This window comes from uncultured Veillonella sp. (assembly GCF_937981445.1).
Classification (GTDB): Bacteria; Bacillota; Negativicutes; order Veillonellales; family Veillonellaceae; genus Veillonella_A.
Window position 1 is genome coordinate 1 of record NZ_CALJON010000024.1, and the last position, 17,528, is coordinate 17,528.

At 36.1% G+C, this 17,528-nt stretch carries 13 protein-coding genes and 3 tRNA genes; 13 read left to right on the top strand and 3 right to left on the bottom strand.

The features are described from left to right. Positions 1 to 805 precede the first annotated feature (805 nt). Complete coding sequence (locus Q0376_RS04415; protein WP_298704537.1) at positions 806 to 2,752, top strand: YadA-like family protein; 1,947 nt, start codon at positions 806 to 808, stop codon at positions 2,750 to 2,752. 190 nt (positions 2,753 to 2,942) lie between these two features. On the opposite strand, the gene Q0376_RS04420 is transcribed toward Q0376_RS04415, so the two are convergent. Together Q0376_RS04420 and Q0376_RS04425 are read right to left on the bottom strand one after the other, a co-directional pair. After that, the gene (locus tag Q0376_RS04420; protein WP_298704540.1) at positions 2,943 to 3,314 is read right to left on the bottom strand and encodes an LUD domain-containing protein; all 372 of its coding nucleotides are present in this window, start codon (positions 3,312 to 3,314) and stop codon (positions 2,943 to 2,945) included. A gap of 220 nt (positions 3,315 to 3,534) precedes the next feature. Next, positions 3,535 to 4,710 (bottom strand): M20 family metallopeptidase, encoded by a 1,176-nt coding sequence (locus Q0376_RS04425; RefSeq protein WP_298704542.1) that lies wholly within the window; start codon positions 4,708 to 4,710, stop codon positions 3,535 to 3,537. 480 nt (positions 4,711 to 5,190) lie between these two features. On the opposite strand from Q0376_RS04425, the gene Q0376_RS04430 reads away from it, so the two are divergent. The 4 genes from Q0376_RS04430 to Q0376_RS04445 all read left to right on the top strand — a co-directional run bounded on the left by Q0376_RS04430 (position 5,191) and on the right by Q0376_RS04445 (position 7,241). Next, positions 5,191 to 6,564 (top strand): sodium/glutamate symporter, encoded by a 1,374-nt coding sequence (locus Q0376_RS04430; RefSeq protein ID WP_298704545.1) that lies wholly within the window; start codon positions 5,191 to 5,193, stop codon positions 6,562 to 6,564. A gap of 316 nt (positions 6,565 to 6,880) precedes the next feature. Then, a tRNA-Trp gene (locus Q0376_RS04435) sits at positions 6,881 to 6,956 on the top strand. 108 nt (positions 6,957 to 7,064) lie between these two features. Further along, positions 7,065 to 7,141 (top strand) — tRNA-Arg (locus tag Q0376_RS04440). Positions 7,142 to 7,164: 23 nt separating this feature from the next. Beyond that, a tRNA-Arg gene (locus Q0376_RS04445) sits at positions 7,165 to 7,241 on the top strand. Positions 7,242 to 7,381: 140 nt separating this feature from the next. On the opposite strand, the gene Q0376_RS04450 is transcribed toward Q0376_RS04445, so the two are convergent. Next, positions 7,382 to 8,164, bottom strand: a complete 783-nt coding sequence (locus tag Q0376_RS04450; RefSeq protein ID WP_298704548.1) for an IclR family transcriptional regulator — start codon at positions 8,162 to 8,164, stop codon at positions 7,382 to 7,384. Between the two features lie 338 nt (positions 8,165 to 8,502). Here Q0376_RS04450 and Q0376_RS04455 point away from each other — a divergent pair, with 338 nt between their 5' ends. From Q0376_RS04455 to glmU, 8 genes are all read left to right on the top strand, one after another. Beyond that, on the top strand, positions 8,503 to 9,459 hold the full coding sequence (locus tag Q0376_RS04455; protein ID WP_298704551.1) for a 2-keto-3-deoxygluconate permease: 957 nt from the start codon (positions 8,503 to 8,505) through the stop codon (positions 9,457 to 9,459). Between the two features lie 2 nt (positions 9,460 to 9,461). Beyond that, the gene (locus Q0376_RS04460; protein ID WP_298704554.1) at positions 9,462 to 9,743 is read left to right on the top strand and encodes a UxaA family hydrolase; all 282 of its coding nucleotides are present in this window, start codon (positions 9,462 to 9,464) and stop codon (positions 9,741 to 9,743) included. A gap of 9 nt (positions 9,744 to 9,752) precedes the next feature. Beyond that, on the top strand, positions 9,753 to 10,913 hold the full coding sequence (locus tag Q0376_RS04465; protein WP_298704557.1) for a UxaA family hydrolase: 1,161 nt from the start codon (positions 9,753 to 9,755) through the stop codon (positions 10,911 to 10,913). 129 nt (positions 10,914 to 11,042) lie between these two features. Beyond that, a complete protein-coding gene (locus Q0376_RS04470; RefSeq protein ID WP_298704560.1) occupies positions 11,043 to 11,930 on the top strand; it encodes a dihydrodipicolinate synthase family protein in 888 nt (295 codons plus the stop codon). A 287-nt stretch (positions 11,931 to 12,217) separates the two neighbouring features. After that, a complete protein-coding gene (gene nhaA, locus Q0376_RS04475) occupies positions 12,218 to 13,417 on the top strand; it encodes a Na+/H+ antiporter NhaA (RefSeq protein ID WP_298704563.1) in 1,200 nt (399 codons plus the stop codon). Between the two features lie 625 nt (positions 13,418 to 14,042). Then, the gene (locus tag Q0376_RS04480; protein ID WP_298704567.1) at positions 14,043 to 14,819 is read left to right on the top strand and encodes a peptidoglycan-binding protein; all 777 of its coding nucleotides are present in this window, start codon (positions 14,043 to 14,045) and stop codon (positions 14,817 to 14,819) included. Positions 14,820 to 15,116: 297 nt separating this feature from the next. Then, positions 15,117 to 15,950 carry a pur operon repressor gene (gene purR / locus Q0376_RS04485; RefSeq protein WP_298704569.1) on the top strand — a complete coding sequence of 278 codons (834 nt, stop codon included), beginning with the start codon at positions 15,117 to 15,119 and terminating at the stop codon, positions 15,948 to 15,950. 1 nt (position 15,951) lies between these two features. Then, entirely contained in the window at positions 15,952 to 17,337 is a 1,386-nt protein-coding gene (glmU, locus tag Q0376_RS04490) for a bifunctional UDP-N-acetylglucosamine diphosphorylase/glucosamine-1-phosphate N-acetyltransferase GlmU (protein ID WP_298704572.1), read from the top strand. Positions 17,338 to 17,528: the final 191 nt, after the last annotated feature.

Sequence of the window (17,528 nt, forward strand, 5' to 3'; positions counted from 1 at the left end):
TATCCTCCCAGGGCACCTGGTAAGCAGGGTTCATGTTTTAAAGGAGCAAGGCGACACATAAAACATAGAACATCGCTTAGTTCGGGGCGTTAAGCAGTGAGCATAATTTAAAGGAGCATAAGCGACGCATAAATTAGAGCGAATCGCTTAGTTCGAGGCGTAAGACTTTGCGCAGCAAAGTCCACAGCCTTCGAACGGAAGTATTTATAAAAGTAAAGGCGAGCGTTAGAAAAAGTCCTCAGCCTTCGAACGGAAGTATTTATAAAGGGAAGGACGAACGTTAGAAAAAGTCCACAGCCTTCGAACGGAAGTATTTATAAAGGTAAAGGCGAACGTTAGATGAAGTCCATAGTATCTGAACGGACGTATTTATAAAGTGGAAATATAGTACAAGAAGAAAATTATGTAGAAGCTATACAGGAAATTTATCTCAAAAAACTTCAAACTAAAAGGCATGTACTTTTGTCACTATGTATAAGATATTTTTTGATTTTAATAAGTATCATTTCTAATGAAAAATATAGATAGGCTATTAAAAATCGTAATATTTCAAGTTTTTCAAATAGTAGTAGTCATTTTTAATGATAGTACCTTTTTTCAAATACGTCTCATTTTATAAATAAAACTGATGAATAAAATAATAGTCAATATTTTTAATTATACAAAATTATTTCTTACTAAATTTTAATATAATAAATATTGACATCTATAAACTAAATTAATATAATATGAAAGACATGTGATTATTAAGCGTTAATAAGGGCGTTTATTGATAAAGTCCTTATTATTTTGGTCTAGCAATTACATGACTGTTGTATTGTGGAGTATTTATTTTGATAGTAAGGAAGGGCTGTCTGAGAATGTTGAAACAAAACAAATTGAAACAATTAATTGCATTATCTTTATTAGGTGGTGCCATTTTTTACCAAGTGCAGGCCATGCAGCAACTGTAAATCAAGGCACTAGTAACACCGTGATTCCTACTGATGAGCATGCCATTTTCGTTGGTAGTTATAATACTATGACAAAGACAAAACCTGAAGCTGCTTCAAACAATATTGCTATAGGTGAGTATAACTCCATAGCTGAAGGCAATTTTGTTCAAACAATTGGGAATAATAATAAAATTATTGATGATCCAAATCTTAAAGGAACTAATGGATACATTGTAACTATGGGGAGTCAAAATGGATACTCCTTTGGTAAAAATAAACGAAAAGTATCCGGTAAATACCTAAATCTTATTGGTTTTGGTAATTCTGCTGTTGGCAATCAAGTAAATGTTATTGGCTACAATAATGGCTTTACTTTTGAAGGTCGAGAAACACGAGAAGTTACTGGAGATGATTTAAATATTATTGGTAATCAAAATTCTATCAAAGCCAATAATACCTCTATTTTAGGTAATAATGTTGTAGCCACTCAAAGCAATAGTGTTATCTTAGGTGATAAATCTACAGACCGTGCAGCTACAAGTGTTGCTGAGGCTAATATAAATGGAATTAGATATGGTGAGTTTAAAGGTGTTGGTAGTGCAGAAAAAGGCGTTGTTAGTGTAGGGTCTGAGAATAATGAACGTCAAATCATCAATGTAGCATCTGGTGAAATTTCTGAAAAATCTACAGATGCTATCAATGGTAGTCAGTTGTATGCAACTAACCAAGTGCTTGGCAATGTAGCTCATTCAGTTGCTACAATATTAGGTACAAAGGTTGGTGAAGATGGTACTATTGTAAATAACAATATTGGTGGCACTGGTGCATCTAATATTAATGATGCAATTAAAGCCGTTAATGATGGAAATCAAGGAAATTCTCAGGCAATAGATCAACTTCGCGAAGATACTCAAAAAGACATTAAAGCTAATACCGATTTAATTAATAAGAATGCTGATGCTATTGCTGATAATAAAGCAGCTATTGAAACTAATGCTGCTAATATTGCAGATAATCGCAACAGCATTGCTTCATTACAACAACAAACTAATTCTTTAGATAATCGCATGAATAAAGTTGGTGCTGGTGCAGCCGCATTAGCAGCGCTTCATCCATTGGATTTCAATGCTGATGACAAATGGAATTTTGCAGTAGGTTATGGTAACTATAAAGATGCTAATGCTATGGCAGTAGGTGCTTTCTACCGTCCTAATGAAGATACTATGCTTTCCGTAGCAGGCTCTATGGGCAATGGCGAAAATATGGTTAATGCAGGCTTAAGCTTTAAAGTAGGTCAAAGCAATGGCGTGACTAATTCAAAAGTGGCCTTGGCTAAAGATGTGGAAGAATTAAAACGCATTGTTAAAGCACAAAGTGCTGAGATTGCTCAATTACGTCAAGGTCAAGCTGCTGGTGTAGCTGGTGCACAAGTTAATGGGGCAGCTAAGAACTTCAATGACTTACCAAAAGACCACTGGGCTTATGGATATGTTAAATCATTAGCTGACCAAGGCTTACTTCAAGGCTATCCAGATGGTGAGTTTAAAGGTGATCGTCAATTAACTCGTTATGAATTTGCAGCAGTAGTATATCGTGCCCTACAAAATGGTGCAGCTATTGATACAAATATGGCTCGTGCTATTGATGAATTCAATCCTGAAATTACTCGTCTTGAGAATCTTGACCACAGCCGTGTAGATCGTGTAGCTGGTGAAGATAATGATCGTCATAAAATTGAACGTTTACGTGCCAACAATAAAGACGACAAAGAAGCCGGCATTTATAGAGATATATATGGTGCTAAAATTCAAAAATAAGTAATCAAACTATATACAAAATAATATGTACAGAACAAAACATATTTAATACGAGATGATATAAAGTGTAGATTTTATATCATACGAAGAACCTAATAAAAAGACATGTCATACTAATTAGTCTTCTAAGAATTATAATAGAATCTTAGAATTACATTGATTAGATGACATGTCTTTTTTTATAAGTTAATTAAAATCCCAATTCTTCATTGATGATAATAACTTCCATACTATCCATATTTCTCATTTTCTTATAGTAAATAGTCAATGCATTACATATGCGATCTTTAGAGTAACAATCATAACATCGGTCTTGATTTACCACGCAAGGTGTACGCCCATTTTTCTTATTTTTTAAAGCATTTTGTGGGGCTGCTATGTTGCGTGCCCTATAAATAGCCGAAGCTAAATCAGGTGTTATTTTATTGATGCCTAATACGAAAAATACTTCATTTGAGCCAAAGAGCGAGCAGGCAATACGATTACCAGTGCCGTCAATATTGACTAATTCACCAGTTTGACTTAGAGCATTAACGGAGGTGATGAAGACATTATGCTGCATAGTTCGAAGTGCCGTTTGACGAAAGGTTTCATCAGGCAAAGGTCGGTGTATATCATATACTTAGTTGTGATTATTTAATTCTTCTAGTGAGAAGGTTAAGTGTTATAAGTTATATAAACCTATATACATATTCTTGCACTTACACAAAGCTACTTAAGTTTAATTAAAATTAAGTAATTTTATATAGAACTTTATGTAGAACTTTATATAGATTGACTTATTAGGATTCTGCTAATTTAATAGCACCCCGTAACATAACTTCCATACCCATTGGCAGAGCATCTGTATCAACACGGAAGCAACCATGATGGATAGGATGTACATAGCCTTTTTCTTCATTTCTCATGCCGAGAAAGAAGAAGCAACCTGGTACTACACGAAGATAGCGAGAGAAATCTTCAGCACCCATAAGTGGGTCAATAGTAGGAAGCGCTGACTCGCCGTATTCTTCAGCAATAATATTACGAATTGTAGTAGCTACCTCAGCATTGTTAATCGTTGCATCGTATCCAAAGCTATAGGTTACTTCTGCAGTAGCACGGTGTGTGGCAGCAATACTTTTAATAATTTCCTCAATACGTTTCGCTGCATATTGGCGCGCATGGTCACTAAAGCTTCGTACGGAACCACCAATTTCAGCCACACCAGGAATTACATTGACGGCGCTTGAGCCTGCATGAAATTGGGTAGTACTAATAACTAATTGATCTAATGGATCTAATTCACGAGATACGATATGTTGTAGGTTCGTTACAATTTCAGCAGCAATGGCAACAGGATCAATGGTGAGGTGCGGTTGCGATGCATGACCGCCACTGCCTTTAATAATAGCATCAAAGCGGTCTGACGCCGCCATCATGGCACCAGTTCTAAGGCCGATTTGTCCCGTAGGAATTGTTGGCATAACATGTTGCCCTAGGATATAATCAACCCCATCAAGGGCGCCACCCTTAATATATTCAATAGCGCCTCCAGGTGGTAATTCTTCGGCTGGTTGAAAGAGTAGGCGATATGTGCCAGGTAATTCCGCTTGGTACTTGCTAAGAATGGCAGCTACCCCTAAGAGCATAGTCGTATGCGAATCATGACCACAACCATGCATTAGACCTTCTTTTTTGGAGGCGAAATCATAATCTCCTAATTCATCCATTTTTAAACAATCAATATCAGCACGAAGGGCAATAGTTTTGCCTGGCTTGCCTCCTTTTAATTCAGCGATAACGCCAGTTGGCATAATTTGGCTTAATGTAAAGCCGCCCATTTCAGTTAACTTTTCTTTAATAAATTCCGTGGTGTTAAACTCTTCAAAGGATGGCTCAGGATATTGATGTAAATGTTTATACCAGTCGATGACTTGAGAGTGCTGTGCTTGAACTGCTTCTTTAATGTTGAACATAGGAGTACTCCTTTCTTAAGGAACTGTAGAAGAGTAATAAAAAATATACATAAATAAGAAGAAATGTAAAAAAATATTGATTAAAATATTTGCATTTTTTTATATTAACTGTATAATTAAATTACTCATAAATATACTTTGTTAGTTTTATTATATGAAAATACTTTTTTAAAATGCAAGGAAAACTTTTTTATAATTGTTAATTTTTTTATTATACTTTTTAAAATTATGTCAATTGTTAAGTGTTAAAAAAGTATGGTATTTACCTATTATAGTTTTATTTATCATGTATTTTAAAGTTTTCTTGGACAAGATAGAACAGTAGTACTTTCTCCAATTTGTTAGAAAGTATTTTTTTGTATAATTTATTATTCTATAGGATATAGTTAATTTCCGCTGAAACAACTGTATAATAACAAGAGACAAAGTATACAGTTTAGAGTGTAATCCGTGTTGATAGCAGTGAAAGGGGCGATTGGTATGACTAGTAAAATGATGGCAGATATGTTATTTGCCTTAGGTGTATTGAGTATGTTTCTTTTATTAGGTACTTTTATTAGGGCCAAAGTAAAAGTCTTACAACAAACATTTATTCCAGCTTCTGTTATTGGGGGCTTTATATTACTAATATTTGGTCCTGTAGGGCTAAATTGGTTGCCATTACCAGCGGAATGGATCACATTTTATGCACTAATTCCTGGCATTTTAATTGTTCCTGTAGTGGCATCGGTACCATTGGGATTAAAAATTACATCTAGTGGGAATACTTTAAAAAATGTTATGCCGCTAGCTTTAATTGGAAGTGCTATTGCCATGTTTCAATTCTCTCTAGGGTTTTTAACGCAAATAGGTTTTGGTAGTGCCTATGATTTTTATCCTACCTTTGGTTGGGAACTAGGTTTAGGCTATGTAGGCGGTCATGGCACGGCGGGGCTATTAGGGAATATGCTGCAAAGTATGAATTTACCATTTTGGCAAGTGGCCCAAGGGGTTGCGATTACAACAGCAACTTTGGGTTTAGTAGGGGGGATTGTCCTCGGCATGATTTTAATTAATATAGCAGCACGACGTGGACAAACTGCTATATTGAAAAAGCCAGGAGATATTCCAGAAAGCTTTAAAATTGGTTACACCAAGGATATAACTAAACAGCCATCTATGGGGCGCGATACTACAATGTCATCATCTATTGATTCCTATGCCTTTCATTTGGCGATTATTATGGGTGTATGTGCTATTTCCTATTGGTTCTTAGGTGTTGTAAAAGGTGCGAAAGTTCCTGTACTTAAAGACATTTCTATTTGGGCGTATTGTATCGTTGTTATGTTTATTGTGTGGTGGGGCATTTGTAAGTTAAAAATTGATTTTTTAATCGATGGCAAGGTAAAGAGTAAAATTTCTGGTTCTTTAACTGAATTTGCTGTAGTCGCTGCTATTGGTAGTATGCCGATTAAAGCGGTTATGACATTCTTCGTACCAATTTTAGTTATGTGTCTATTAGGATATGTTTTAACTATTGGCTTCTTATGGTTTACCTGTAAAGCGTGGCTTAAAGATTATTGGTTCGAACATATGATAGCGACCATGGGAATGTCAACAGGTGTATTTTTAACGGGCGTATTATTACTTCGTATTTGCGATCCTGATTTTGAAAGTCCTGTACTGGCTAATTATTCATTAGCCTATACAATGACGAGCGTAGCGTATTTTGCCATTTTAAATGTATTTTTAACTACCTTACTATATAGTGGCGCTGAATCGGCTCTATGGTTATCTTTAGGCTTAGGTGTGGTAGAAACAATAGGGGCGGTTATCATTAGTCGGGCACTACTAGGTAAAGTGCATAATGCGTAAGATATAGTCCTAGAATTAATACTATAATGGATAAGATGTAATCCCAAAGTATAATGGATAAGATGTAATCCTAAAGTTAATACTATAATATGTTAGATTAATACTATGATGCGTAAGATTAATATAATATGTAAGATTAATATAATATGTAAGATTAATATAATGTGTAAGATTAATAATACGAGACGTGGACCATAATAATATAGTGTGAAAAGTTTATAAAATTTCAAGTTTATGTTTGACAAAGTAATTTTGATTTGGTATTATATTCTAGTATCAAGTGAGACGCAAGCGTGTTTAACTTGATGCTAGACATAGGGGTATAGCTCAATTGGTAGAGTAGCGGTCTCCAAAACCGTTGGTTGTGGGTTCAAGTCCTACTGCCCCTGCCACCATTATAGAAAGCGACCTTTTAGGTCGCTCCTTCTATGAAATGGAGTGATAAAATTTCACTTGCAAAGCACTAAAGATTATGGTAATATAATTGAGTGCTAAAAAATGACTCAGTAGCTCAGCTGGATAGAGCGTTTGACTACGAATCAAAAGGTCGGGAGTTCGAATCTCTCCTGGGTCACCATTTTATCACAAACAACTTTATATGACTCAGTAGCTCAGCTGGATAGAGCGTTTGACTACGAATCAAAAGGTCGGGAGTTCGAATCTCTCCTGGGTCACCATGTAACCGCACTTTGGTGCGGTTTTTATTTTTGTAAAATAGTTTATATGTAATAATTGAAGAAAGCGGTAGATATACAAGCTAGCTCTATGAGGTAGAGTTAATCTGTATATCTATCGCTTTTTTCTTATAGAACATTTTTTATGAATATAAGTCGTTAATATTTAAACCAGCAATAATTGATTCAAGGTGTTGTTTTGAATCTAAAAGTGCTTGGATAATTAAGTCTCTTTTGTTAGGAGAAAATCGGAAGGTAGGGTAGCTAACACTTATTGCGGCGATGCCTTTTCCTGTTGGAGTTTGAAGCGGAATAGCTACACAAGCTACATCTGGAGATGCTTCTTCAATTTCTTCTGCAAAATGTTGTTTACTAATCTTTTCACATTCTTTAATTAAAATGTTCATATCATCTATACTTTTTTCAGTTAGTTTTGGCAAACCTTCTGGAAAGAGTTTTTTTATTTCTTTGGCACTTTTTGTCGATAGTAGTGCTTTACCAATAGCGGTGCAATTGGCTGGCAGTTTTTTTCCTACATGAGAAAATAACTGTATTTGATTAGGGGCATTAATTTTTTCCAAGTAAAATACTTCATTGTTCATGAGGAGTGCTAATTGGCAGATTTCATTTGTCTTGTCTACAATTTTCTGCATTTCTTTTTTTATTAAAAGAAGAGCGTCTGTATTTTCTTTTACATTGCGGCTTAAGATTAAAATTTTAATTCCTAATCTATACAGATTAGTAATAGGATCTAAATCAATAAAGTCACTTTGCTCTAAGGATTTTAAGATAGGTTGCAAAGTACCTTTAGGTATATTTAATTTTGCTGATAGATCAGTTAACGATAATCCTTCAGGGTACAGAAATAGAGTTTCTAAAACGCCGGTTACACGCTCAGTTGGTCTATGTACAGTTGTTGCGGTCATAAATAACTCCTTTGTAGTAGTACATCATATATTTGACTAAAAGCCAGTATATGAGTACAAAAATTATACTTGTATCATAACATAATTTTATTTGATTTAATATTACTTAAGTAAAAATATTATGATTTTAAGTTCTATTTAAAATTACTAGTTGTAATTTTATAAGTTGTGTGGTATAGTGTTTGTAAAGAAATACAAACTAGTTTGGATATACGAAAATCAAGAGAGGTTAGGATATTTATAAGAGGTGATTTTGTAAAACGAGGATATAGTGAGTAGAATAGGTATTCATTTTTAGTCATATAAGGATATGGTATAAAGGAGGTAGTAGAATGATAATGAGATTTCTGAAGAGGGTTCCGGCAGGGATGATGCTAGTTCCTCTAATAATTGGTTCCTTGTTGAATACATTTTTTCCGGCATTTTTAAAACTAGGTTCATTTACAACTGCAACATTCTCATCGGCAGGGGCAGCAACTGCAATGGGGATTCAGTTATTTTGTCTTGGTACTTCATTACAATTAAAAGATATGCCTAAAGTTTTTAAACGCGGTGGCGTCTTATTATTATCAAAATTTGCTATTGGTGCAGCTATAGGAATTGTAATAGGGAAAGTATTTGGCCCTGCTGGTATATTAGGATTATCTTCTTTAGCAGTTATCAGTGCAGTTACAAATTCCAATGGTTCGATGTATTTGGCTTTAATGGAAACTTATGGAGACAAAACAGATTCAGCGGTAATGCCTCTTTTATCTTTAAATGATGGTCCTCTTTTTACAATGATTGCATTAGGCGCGTCTGGCTTAGCCAATATTCCTTTAATGGCTTTAATTGCTACAGTTCTTCCCGTAATTATCGGTATGATTCTAGGTAATATTGATGTAGATTTTAGAAAATTTATGGAACCAGCAGGGGCAATTTTAATTCCTTTCGTAGGTTTAACTCTTGGTGCTGGTATTGACTTAATGAATATTGTTCGTGGTGGTTTACCTGGAATCCTATTAGGTGTTATTACATGCTTTGTAGGTGGTGCTTTTATCGTATTATGTGACAGAAAGATATCTGGTCGTCCTGGTTATGCAGGCTGGGCTGTTGCAACTACAGCTGGGAATGCGGTGGCTGTGCCAGCTGTAATTGGGCTTGTAGATCCAAGTTGGGCTCCTTATGTTGGGGTTGCTACGGCGCAAGTGGCAGCATCAACAGTATTTACCGCAATTATGGTACCAATTATGGTTAACTGGTGGGTTAAGAAATATGGCTCACCTAAATTTGATATTAAACAAGCGGAGGTATAGGTATGAAATCGAATGCAGTAAGAATTGATGCGGCTGATACAGTAGCAGTAGTAATTGAACCTATCGAAAAAGGTAGTGAAGTGAGATTTATGGATCATGATAAATTAGTGACACTTACAGCACAAGCTGATGTGCCAATTTATCACAAAATTGCAATCAAAGAAATGAAAGAAAAAGAACCTGTAGTAAAATATGGTCAACATATTGGTTTAGCAGGCAATGCAATACATGTTGGTGAACATGTACATACTCATAATGTTGAAAGTCATCGTGAAGAATTATAGGAGGTTATTATGAATTTCTTAGGATATGAAAGACCAGATGGATTAGTAGGTATTCGCAATAAAGTATTGATTCTTCCTGCCAGTGTTTGTGCTTCTGATACAACCCGTATTGTTGCTAATCAAGTGGAGGGCACGGTTACTTTTAATAATCAAAACGGCTGTTCTCAAGTTGGCGTTGACCAACAGTTTACCATGGACGTTATGGCAGGTATGGCTGCTAACCCTAATGTATATGGTACTGTAATTATTTCTTTAGGTTGTGAAAACTGCCAAATGGATTTAGTTGAAGCTGCTATTCGTGAAAGAACTAATAAACCTCTTGCAACATTTATTATTCAAGAGTGTGGCGGCAGTATTTCTACTATTGAAAAAGCGACAAAAGCAGCTCGTGAAATGGTTCAAGAAGCTTCTAAACTTCAAAAGAAAGAATTCCCATTATCTAAACTGATTATTGGTACAGAATGTGGCGGTTCCGACCCAACTAGTGGTTTAGCTTCAAACCCAGTAATTGGTGAATTAAGCGATAGAATTGTTGATTTAGGTGGTACTAGTATTTTATCTGAAACAACTGAGTTCATCGGAGCAGAACATATCTTGGCTGAACGCGGTGCTACTCCAGAAGTATCTAAACGAATTTATGATATTGTTCATCGTTATGAAGATGCTCTTCGTTTAGTAGGCGAAGAAGTTCGTGAAGGTAATCCGTCTCCTGGTAATAAAGCTGGTGGCTTAACTACATTAGAAGAAAAATCTCTAGGATGTATTCATAAAGGTGGTCATAGACCAGTAAATGAAGTATATGATTATGCAAAACAAGTAGATAAAACTGGTTTGGTGATAATGGATACTCCAGGTAATGATCCATCTTCTGTAGCTGGCATGGTAGCCGGTGGTGCTCAAATTATTGTATTCTCTACTGGTCGTGGCACCCCAACTGGTAATCCTATTTCTCCAGTAATTAAAATTACAGGTAATAAGATTACTTACAATAATATGAAGGATAATATTGATTTTGATGCAAGCCCTGTAATTTATGGGGAAAAAACACTGTCTCAATTAGGCGATGAGTTATTAGAAGAAGTAGTAGAAGTAGCTAATGGTAAACATACAAAAGCAGAGTCCTTAGGATATACTGAAATGGCGATTGCTCGTGTATGTAACTATGTATAATTAATTAACTGCTAAAAATTATGCATCAGCATATGCTGATGCATAATTTATAATCATAAGAGAATGTAATGTCTTTAAGCTTACTTAGGTAGAGATTGAGAGCATATTTTAGGTTGTAGAGGAAGAATTATGAAACAGGTAAAGATTATTACGCCTATTGTTACAGTTTTTGATGATAATCAAAAACTAGATGTGCAAGGCAATACACATATGATTGAACATTTAATTGCAAATGGTGTTGACGGTATTTTAGCGTTAGGCAGTACAGGGGAGTTTGCATATTTGACGCTAGAAGAAAAAAAGGCAGCTATTGATTTATATTGCAAAGTTGTGAATAAACGCGTTACATTATTTGTTGGTACTGGTACAATGGATGCAGCAGAAACTATTGAACTTTCTAATTATGCAATCCAACAAGGTGCTGATGGCGTATGTGTAGTGCCTCCTTATTATTATGGATTAAGTGATAATGTAATTGAATTATATTTTGACAAAATAGCTTCTGAAATAAAAGGAAATATATGGATCTACAATTATCCAGATAGGACGTCGAATACATTAGAGCCGTCTGTATTATTGAAATTATTAGCGAAACACCCTAATATAGTTGGCTATAAGGATACAGTTAATAATTCACAACATACAAGAGAGATTATTTGTGCAGTAAGAGATTTATACCCAGATTTTGCCGTATACTCCGGATTTGATTCTCACTTCTTGGATAATGTTTCGATTGGTGGCGCAGGTTGTATTGGTGCTTTATCTAACTTGTATCCTGAAGTGTGGAGTGGGTTAGTAAAGGCATATAATACAAAAGACTTTGACAAAGTAAATGCGTTATATAACAAACTTTTACCTTTGATGGAAATTTATGGCTACAGAAGAAACTTTCCTCCTATTATGAAGCGCGCTTTGAATTTGTTGGGGCATTCAATTAATGAAACTTGTAGATTCCCTGAAATTGAAGCTAATGAAGAAGAAACTCGTAAACTTAAGACTTTGTTAGGCTTACAATAGAAGTGTTAGGAAATGAGAAAAAAGTGAGCAGGGAGTTTACCATGCTCACTTTTTTTATAGCTCAAATTTTGATTCTCGAGCATGTGGTGAAAAGTATATTTGATTTGCCTTCATTATACAAATGTATATATAGTATAAACAAAATACATTTCACTTCTCCTTAAAAGGTGATATAATACCATGTATGACATTGAATCCACTTGAAATAGAAGGCTATGTGTATGGTGTTAGCAGAGCTTTTGGCTCAAGTTGATTTAATGTAATAAATAGGAAAGAAGAGGGTTATTATGAATTTAGTGAAGTCTTTTGTTAGGTCGCCATCTGCTGGAGGGGTTTTATTGTTAATTGCAGCAGCATTAGGCGTATGGATTGCGAATTCACCAGAATCGCATCAGTATTTTGAGTTTTTAGAGATGCCTATAGGTCCCTTGTCCGTAGAGTTGTGGATTAATGATGTGCTTATGGCCATATTCTTCCTTGGCGTAGGTATGGAAGTTAAGCATGAGATGATTGAGGGGGAACTTAATACTGGGGCAAAGCGTTTCTTGCCTAGTATTGGCGCTTTCTTTGGCGTTTGTGGACCAGCTATTATTTATTCATTATTTAATTACCATAGCGCCGAATATTTACGTGGTTGGGCCATTCCAACAGCTACTGATATTGCGTTTGCTATTGGCATTATTTCTATTATAGGGCCCCGTGTACCGGTGGCGTTGAAAGTATTTTTGACGACCTTAGCGGTAGTAGATGATTTAATTGCCGTTATTATTATTGCTGCGTTTTACACGGCTAATTTGCAATTTATCTATATGGGGATTGCTGTATTAATTATTCTTGCACTAACTATTCTTAATAAAAAAGATGTGATCCATCCATTACCTTACTTAGTATTAGGTATTGGTTTATGGTATTGCATATTCCAGTCCGGCCTTCATGCTACCTTGTCTGGTGTAATTTTAGCCATGACAATTCCTTATAAAGCCGTTCGCAATGGAGTTGTAAAATATCCTATGAATGCATGGAACAAAGCGATTGCTAATTGGATAACTTTTGTTGTTATTCCTTTATTCGGATTTGCTAATGCAGGCGTATCCTTTGGTGACTTCCAGGCGTCAGACTTACTGCATCCAGTCGTACTAGGTGTAGCTTTAGGTCTATTTTTAGGAAAACAAATTGGTGTATTTGGCACTATGTATGTGCTTGTAAAAACTAAAATTGTGCCAATGCCAACGCATGCTACTTGGGCTCATGTATATGGTATCGCGCTTTGCTGTGGTATTGGTTTTACTATGAGTCTATTTGTTAACTTATTGGCGCTACCAGCAGGGCATGCACAAGAAATGGCTAAAGTGGGGATATTCATTGGTTCTATTTTATCTGGCGTATGTGGCTTTATAGTACTTCGTTATTTCACCCCAGATGTGTCATCTCTTGAAAAGAAAGACTCTGTTGTTGCCATAGAGCATGTGGACCATGTTGTTGAATAAAAGGGATATAGTTAAAGTAGTATTATTATATTAATGGAAACTCTTTAGAACAATTTGAAGTATGAATGTTTATAGCATTAGATTATTTAATCTAATGCTATAGGTAAATTGCGTACGTATTGTTCTAAAGAGTTTTTGTTCTATAATCCCTAATAATCAAATAGCTAAACAACGCAATAGTTAAATAATTAAATAATTAAATGATTAAATGATTAAATGATTAAATAATTAAATAATTCATGCCCCAATAAATAAAGTTGAAGCTCTAAACCACTAACTAAGTAAATAACCAACTAAGTAAGTAAATAACTAACTAAAGAATGTGGGGCTGTATTTTACAGATGATAGTTACATTTTTTAATCAAAAATCGCACTAAGATTCAAAATTACAGGATATGGTAGAGCAATTTAAAATATTTGTCCTATTTAGTATAAAATAAAAATGAAGATTTTCATCATAGTGGGAAAAAGCCCCTCGAATTTTGATAAAAGTGGTGATTAATACTAGCCAAATAGGGGGATTTTTGACAAAGTTCCCAAAATACTGTAAAATAGATATGCATTTAGATATGAGGTGGAAATATTGAGAAAACTTAGTATAGTAACGGTTCTCTTTACACTTCTCATGGCATGTACATCTGTTGTATGGGCTGATGTGGGGCGTGGTGATCGTGGCAGCGAAGTTCAATATGTCCAGCGTATGTTGGTTACGCAAGGGTATTTAGTGGACAATGCTGATGGTGTTTTCGGAAATAATACAGAATATGCTGTACGCGTATTTCAGAAGCAAAAAGACTTGCCTATTACAGGTAAAGTAGATGATAACACACTGAACGCAATTAAAGAGAATAACAAACATTTTGAAGTATCACAACAATCTCGTAATGTGAGAAGTCAAGTGATGGTGTCTCGCTTTGGAGACCGAGGACGTACTGTATCTGATTTACAGGCCCGTTTAGCTAGTAGTGGCTATTCACCAGGGGCCGTTGATGGTATCTTTGGTCAAGGTACGGCGGATGCGTTGAAACGCTTCCAAGAGGCACATGGCTTAACACCAACTGGTGAAGTGGATAAGCACACTATGAGCTTACTTTCTAAGGAGAGAGGCATTCCTACGGAATATAGAAAAGCTATTTCCATGGATGCTAGCGCATATTCAGCGTATGACCCAGGAAATTCATCTTACACAGCGCGAGGTAATTTACTGAAGCGCGGTTATGTGTCAGTTGATCCTGATGTAATACCACTGGGAACAGCCTTGTATGTAGAAGGATATGGATATGCTGTAGCTGACGATACGGGTGGTGCCATTATTGGCAATCGTATTGATTTAGCCATGGATTCCCATGGTGAGGCTATCAATTATGGTAGACAAAAAGTTATGGTATATATTTTAAATTAAATAATAGTTTTAGAGTTATGTTATAAAAACAGGTCGTTTTAATTTGTTAACATCTAAAATGCAGCAAAAAACCTTTGATAATCTCAAAGGTTTTTTTGTGTATAAGGGGGAGTTCCAATAGATGTGTGAAAAAACGAGCGGGGATAAAGATAAATGGGAACGTTCTGATTCATTTTAATAGGAATGTTAGGAATTTTAATGAAGAGGTGTGTATTTAATTCATTTTTTATGGTATTCTAGAAGAGTAAAAGGTTGTCAATGAAGGCAACGCTATTTTTTTGTATGAGGAGGTTTACATTGGAAAAAGTGCGACGCGTTGAGCGCATGGTAGCGCTGACCAAATTACTAGTAGATTCTCCACAGGAATTAATTTCCTTGCGCTATTTTTGTGATTTCTTTAATATAGCCAAATCTACATTGAGCGAGGATATAACATGTGTTAAAGACTCCTTGCAACGCTTTTCTCTTGGTACAGTGGAGACTGTAGCAGGTGTAGCAGGAGGCGTACGTTTTATCCCATACCGTCAGGGGGCTAGAGCATTGTCTGTGCTTAAGGAAGTACAGAGTCGCCTGCAAGAAGAGGACCGTGTTATAGCGGGCGGATTTTTGTATATGTCAGATATTTTATATGACTGGCATATTACAAGTCGCTTAGGCGAAATCTTTATGACTCGTTTTGCGGAGCGTAAACCTGATTATATTATGACTGTAGAGACAAAGGGCATTCCCTTGGCCGTCATGGTGGCGAGAGCCTTTAATAAACCGCTCGTAATAGCTCGACGAGATAGTAAAGTAACGGAGGGCTCATCCATTAGTATTAACTATGTGACGGGCTCATCAAGACGGATTCAGACTATGTCATTAACTAAAAGGGCCATACCACCTAAGTCTAGAGTACTGCTCATTGATGACTTCATGAAAGCTGGTGGCACCGCCCATGGTATGAAAGAGTTAGTACAAGAAATGGGTGGCATTGTTGTAGGAACGGGTGTATTAGTGGCGACAGCGTTACCAAATCCGAAAGTTGTGGATGATTATGAAGCCTTGCTTCGTCTTAATAAAGTGGATGAAGAAACGCGGAGCATTGATATAGAGCCAATTTACTATACACCTAATGAGGAGATTAAATAGAATGAAACCAATTACATCTTTAATTTTAGCAGCTGGTAAAGGCACACGTATGAAGTCAAAGTTGCCGAAAGTACTTCATAAAGTGGGCGGAAAACCCATGGTGGAACGCGTACTTAATACGGTAAAAGAATTAGGTACAGAGCGCAATATCGTTATTGTAGGCTTTGGTGGTGAAGCTGTTACAGCTTACTTAGGTGATGCGGCTGAATTTGTTACCCAAAAAGAACAAAATGGCACAGGTCATGCCGTTAAGCAAGCTAAGCCATTACTTCAGGATTATGAAGGTACCATTTTGCTTCTTTGTGGTGATACCCCATTAGTAACTAAGGAGTCTTTAGAAGCCTTGGTGGCGGAGCATGAAGCAACAGGTGCCGCTGCTACCGTATTAACAGCTAGTCTTGAGGATCCTACCGGTTATGGTCGAATTATCCGTGATGAGACGAGTGGCAAAGTATTGCGCATTGTGGAACAAAAAGACGGCAAGCCAGAAGAACTCGCTGTTAAGGAAATCAATACAGGAATGTATGCTTTTGATAGTCAAAAGCTTTGGCCTTGTTTAGAAGAATTATCTGATGATAATGCACAAGGCGAATTATATATTACTGATGTAGTGAGTATCTTGGTTAATAAAGGGGAGCGTGTAAGCGCCTCCTTACTGGCTGATACAGATGAATCTTTAGGGGTTAATTCACGAGCTCAATTAGCAGTAGCAGAGCGCATTTTAAAAGAGCGTACTAATAATTACTGGATGGCCCAAGGGGTTACATTGATAGACCCTGCTAACACTTATATTGGTACCGATGTGATGATTGGCAATGATACTGTTATTTATCCAGGCACGATATTAGAAGGCCATACTGTCATTGGTGAAGCTTGCGAAATTGGACCTCACACTCATTTAACTAATGTAAAAGTAGGGGATGGCAACTATATCCATTTTACCTATGCTCATGATTGTGAAATCAAAAACAATACAGATATTGGACCTTATGTACACTTACGCCCTAATACGGTAGTGGGCGATAGTGTTCATATTGGTAATTTTGTGGAAGTAAAAAATAGCAATGTTGGCACAGGCACAAAATTCCCGCATCTTTCCTATATCGGCGACAGCGATGTAGGGGCTGGTGTTAATATTGGTTGCGGCACGATTACAGTGAATTATGATGGTAAAATTAAACATCGCACAACAATAGAAGACAATGCCTTTGTTGGCTGTAATAGCAATTTGGTAGCCCCTGTTACCATTGGCAGTAGCAGCTATGTGGGGGCAGGCTCTACAATTACTAAGGATGTACCAGCTAAATCCTTAGCCGTAGGCCGAGCTAAACAGATTGTTAAAGAAAATTGGGTAACCGACGATACATTCAAAAAAAAGAATAAATAATATGTAAAAATTTGTTGACGATTTTTTTGCATATCATATAAAAAATAGTATACAATAGGTATTGATGAAGTTTGCCAAGGGCAACAAAGTTTATTGACAAAGCAAAAGGGGTATCGAGACATGGCATTTGAAGATGGTAAGAAACTTAAAATTTTCACAGGGAATGCAAATCCAGAACTAGCAAAAGAAAT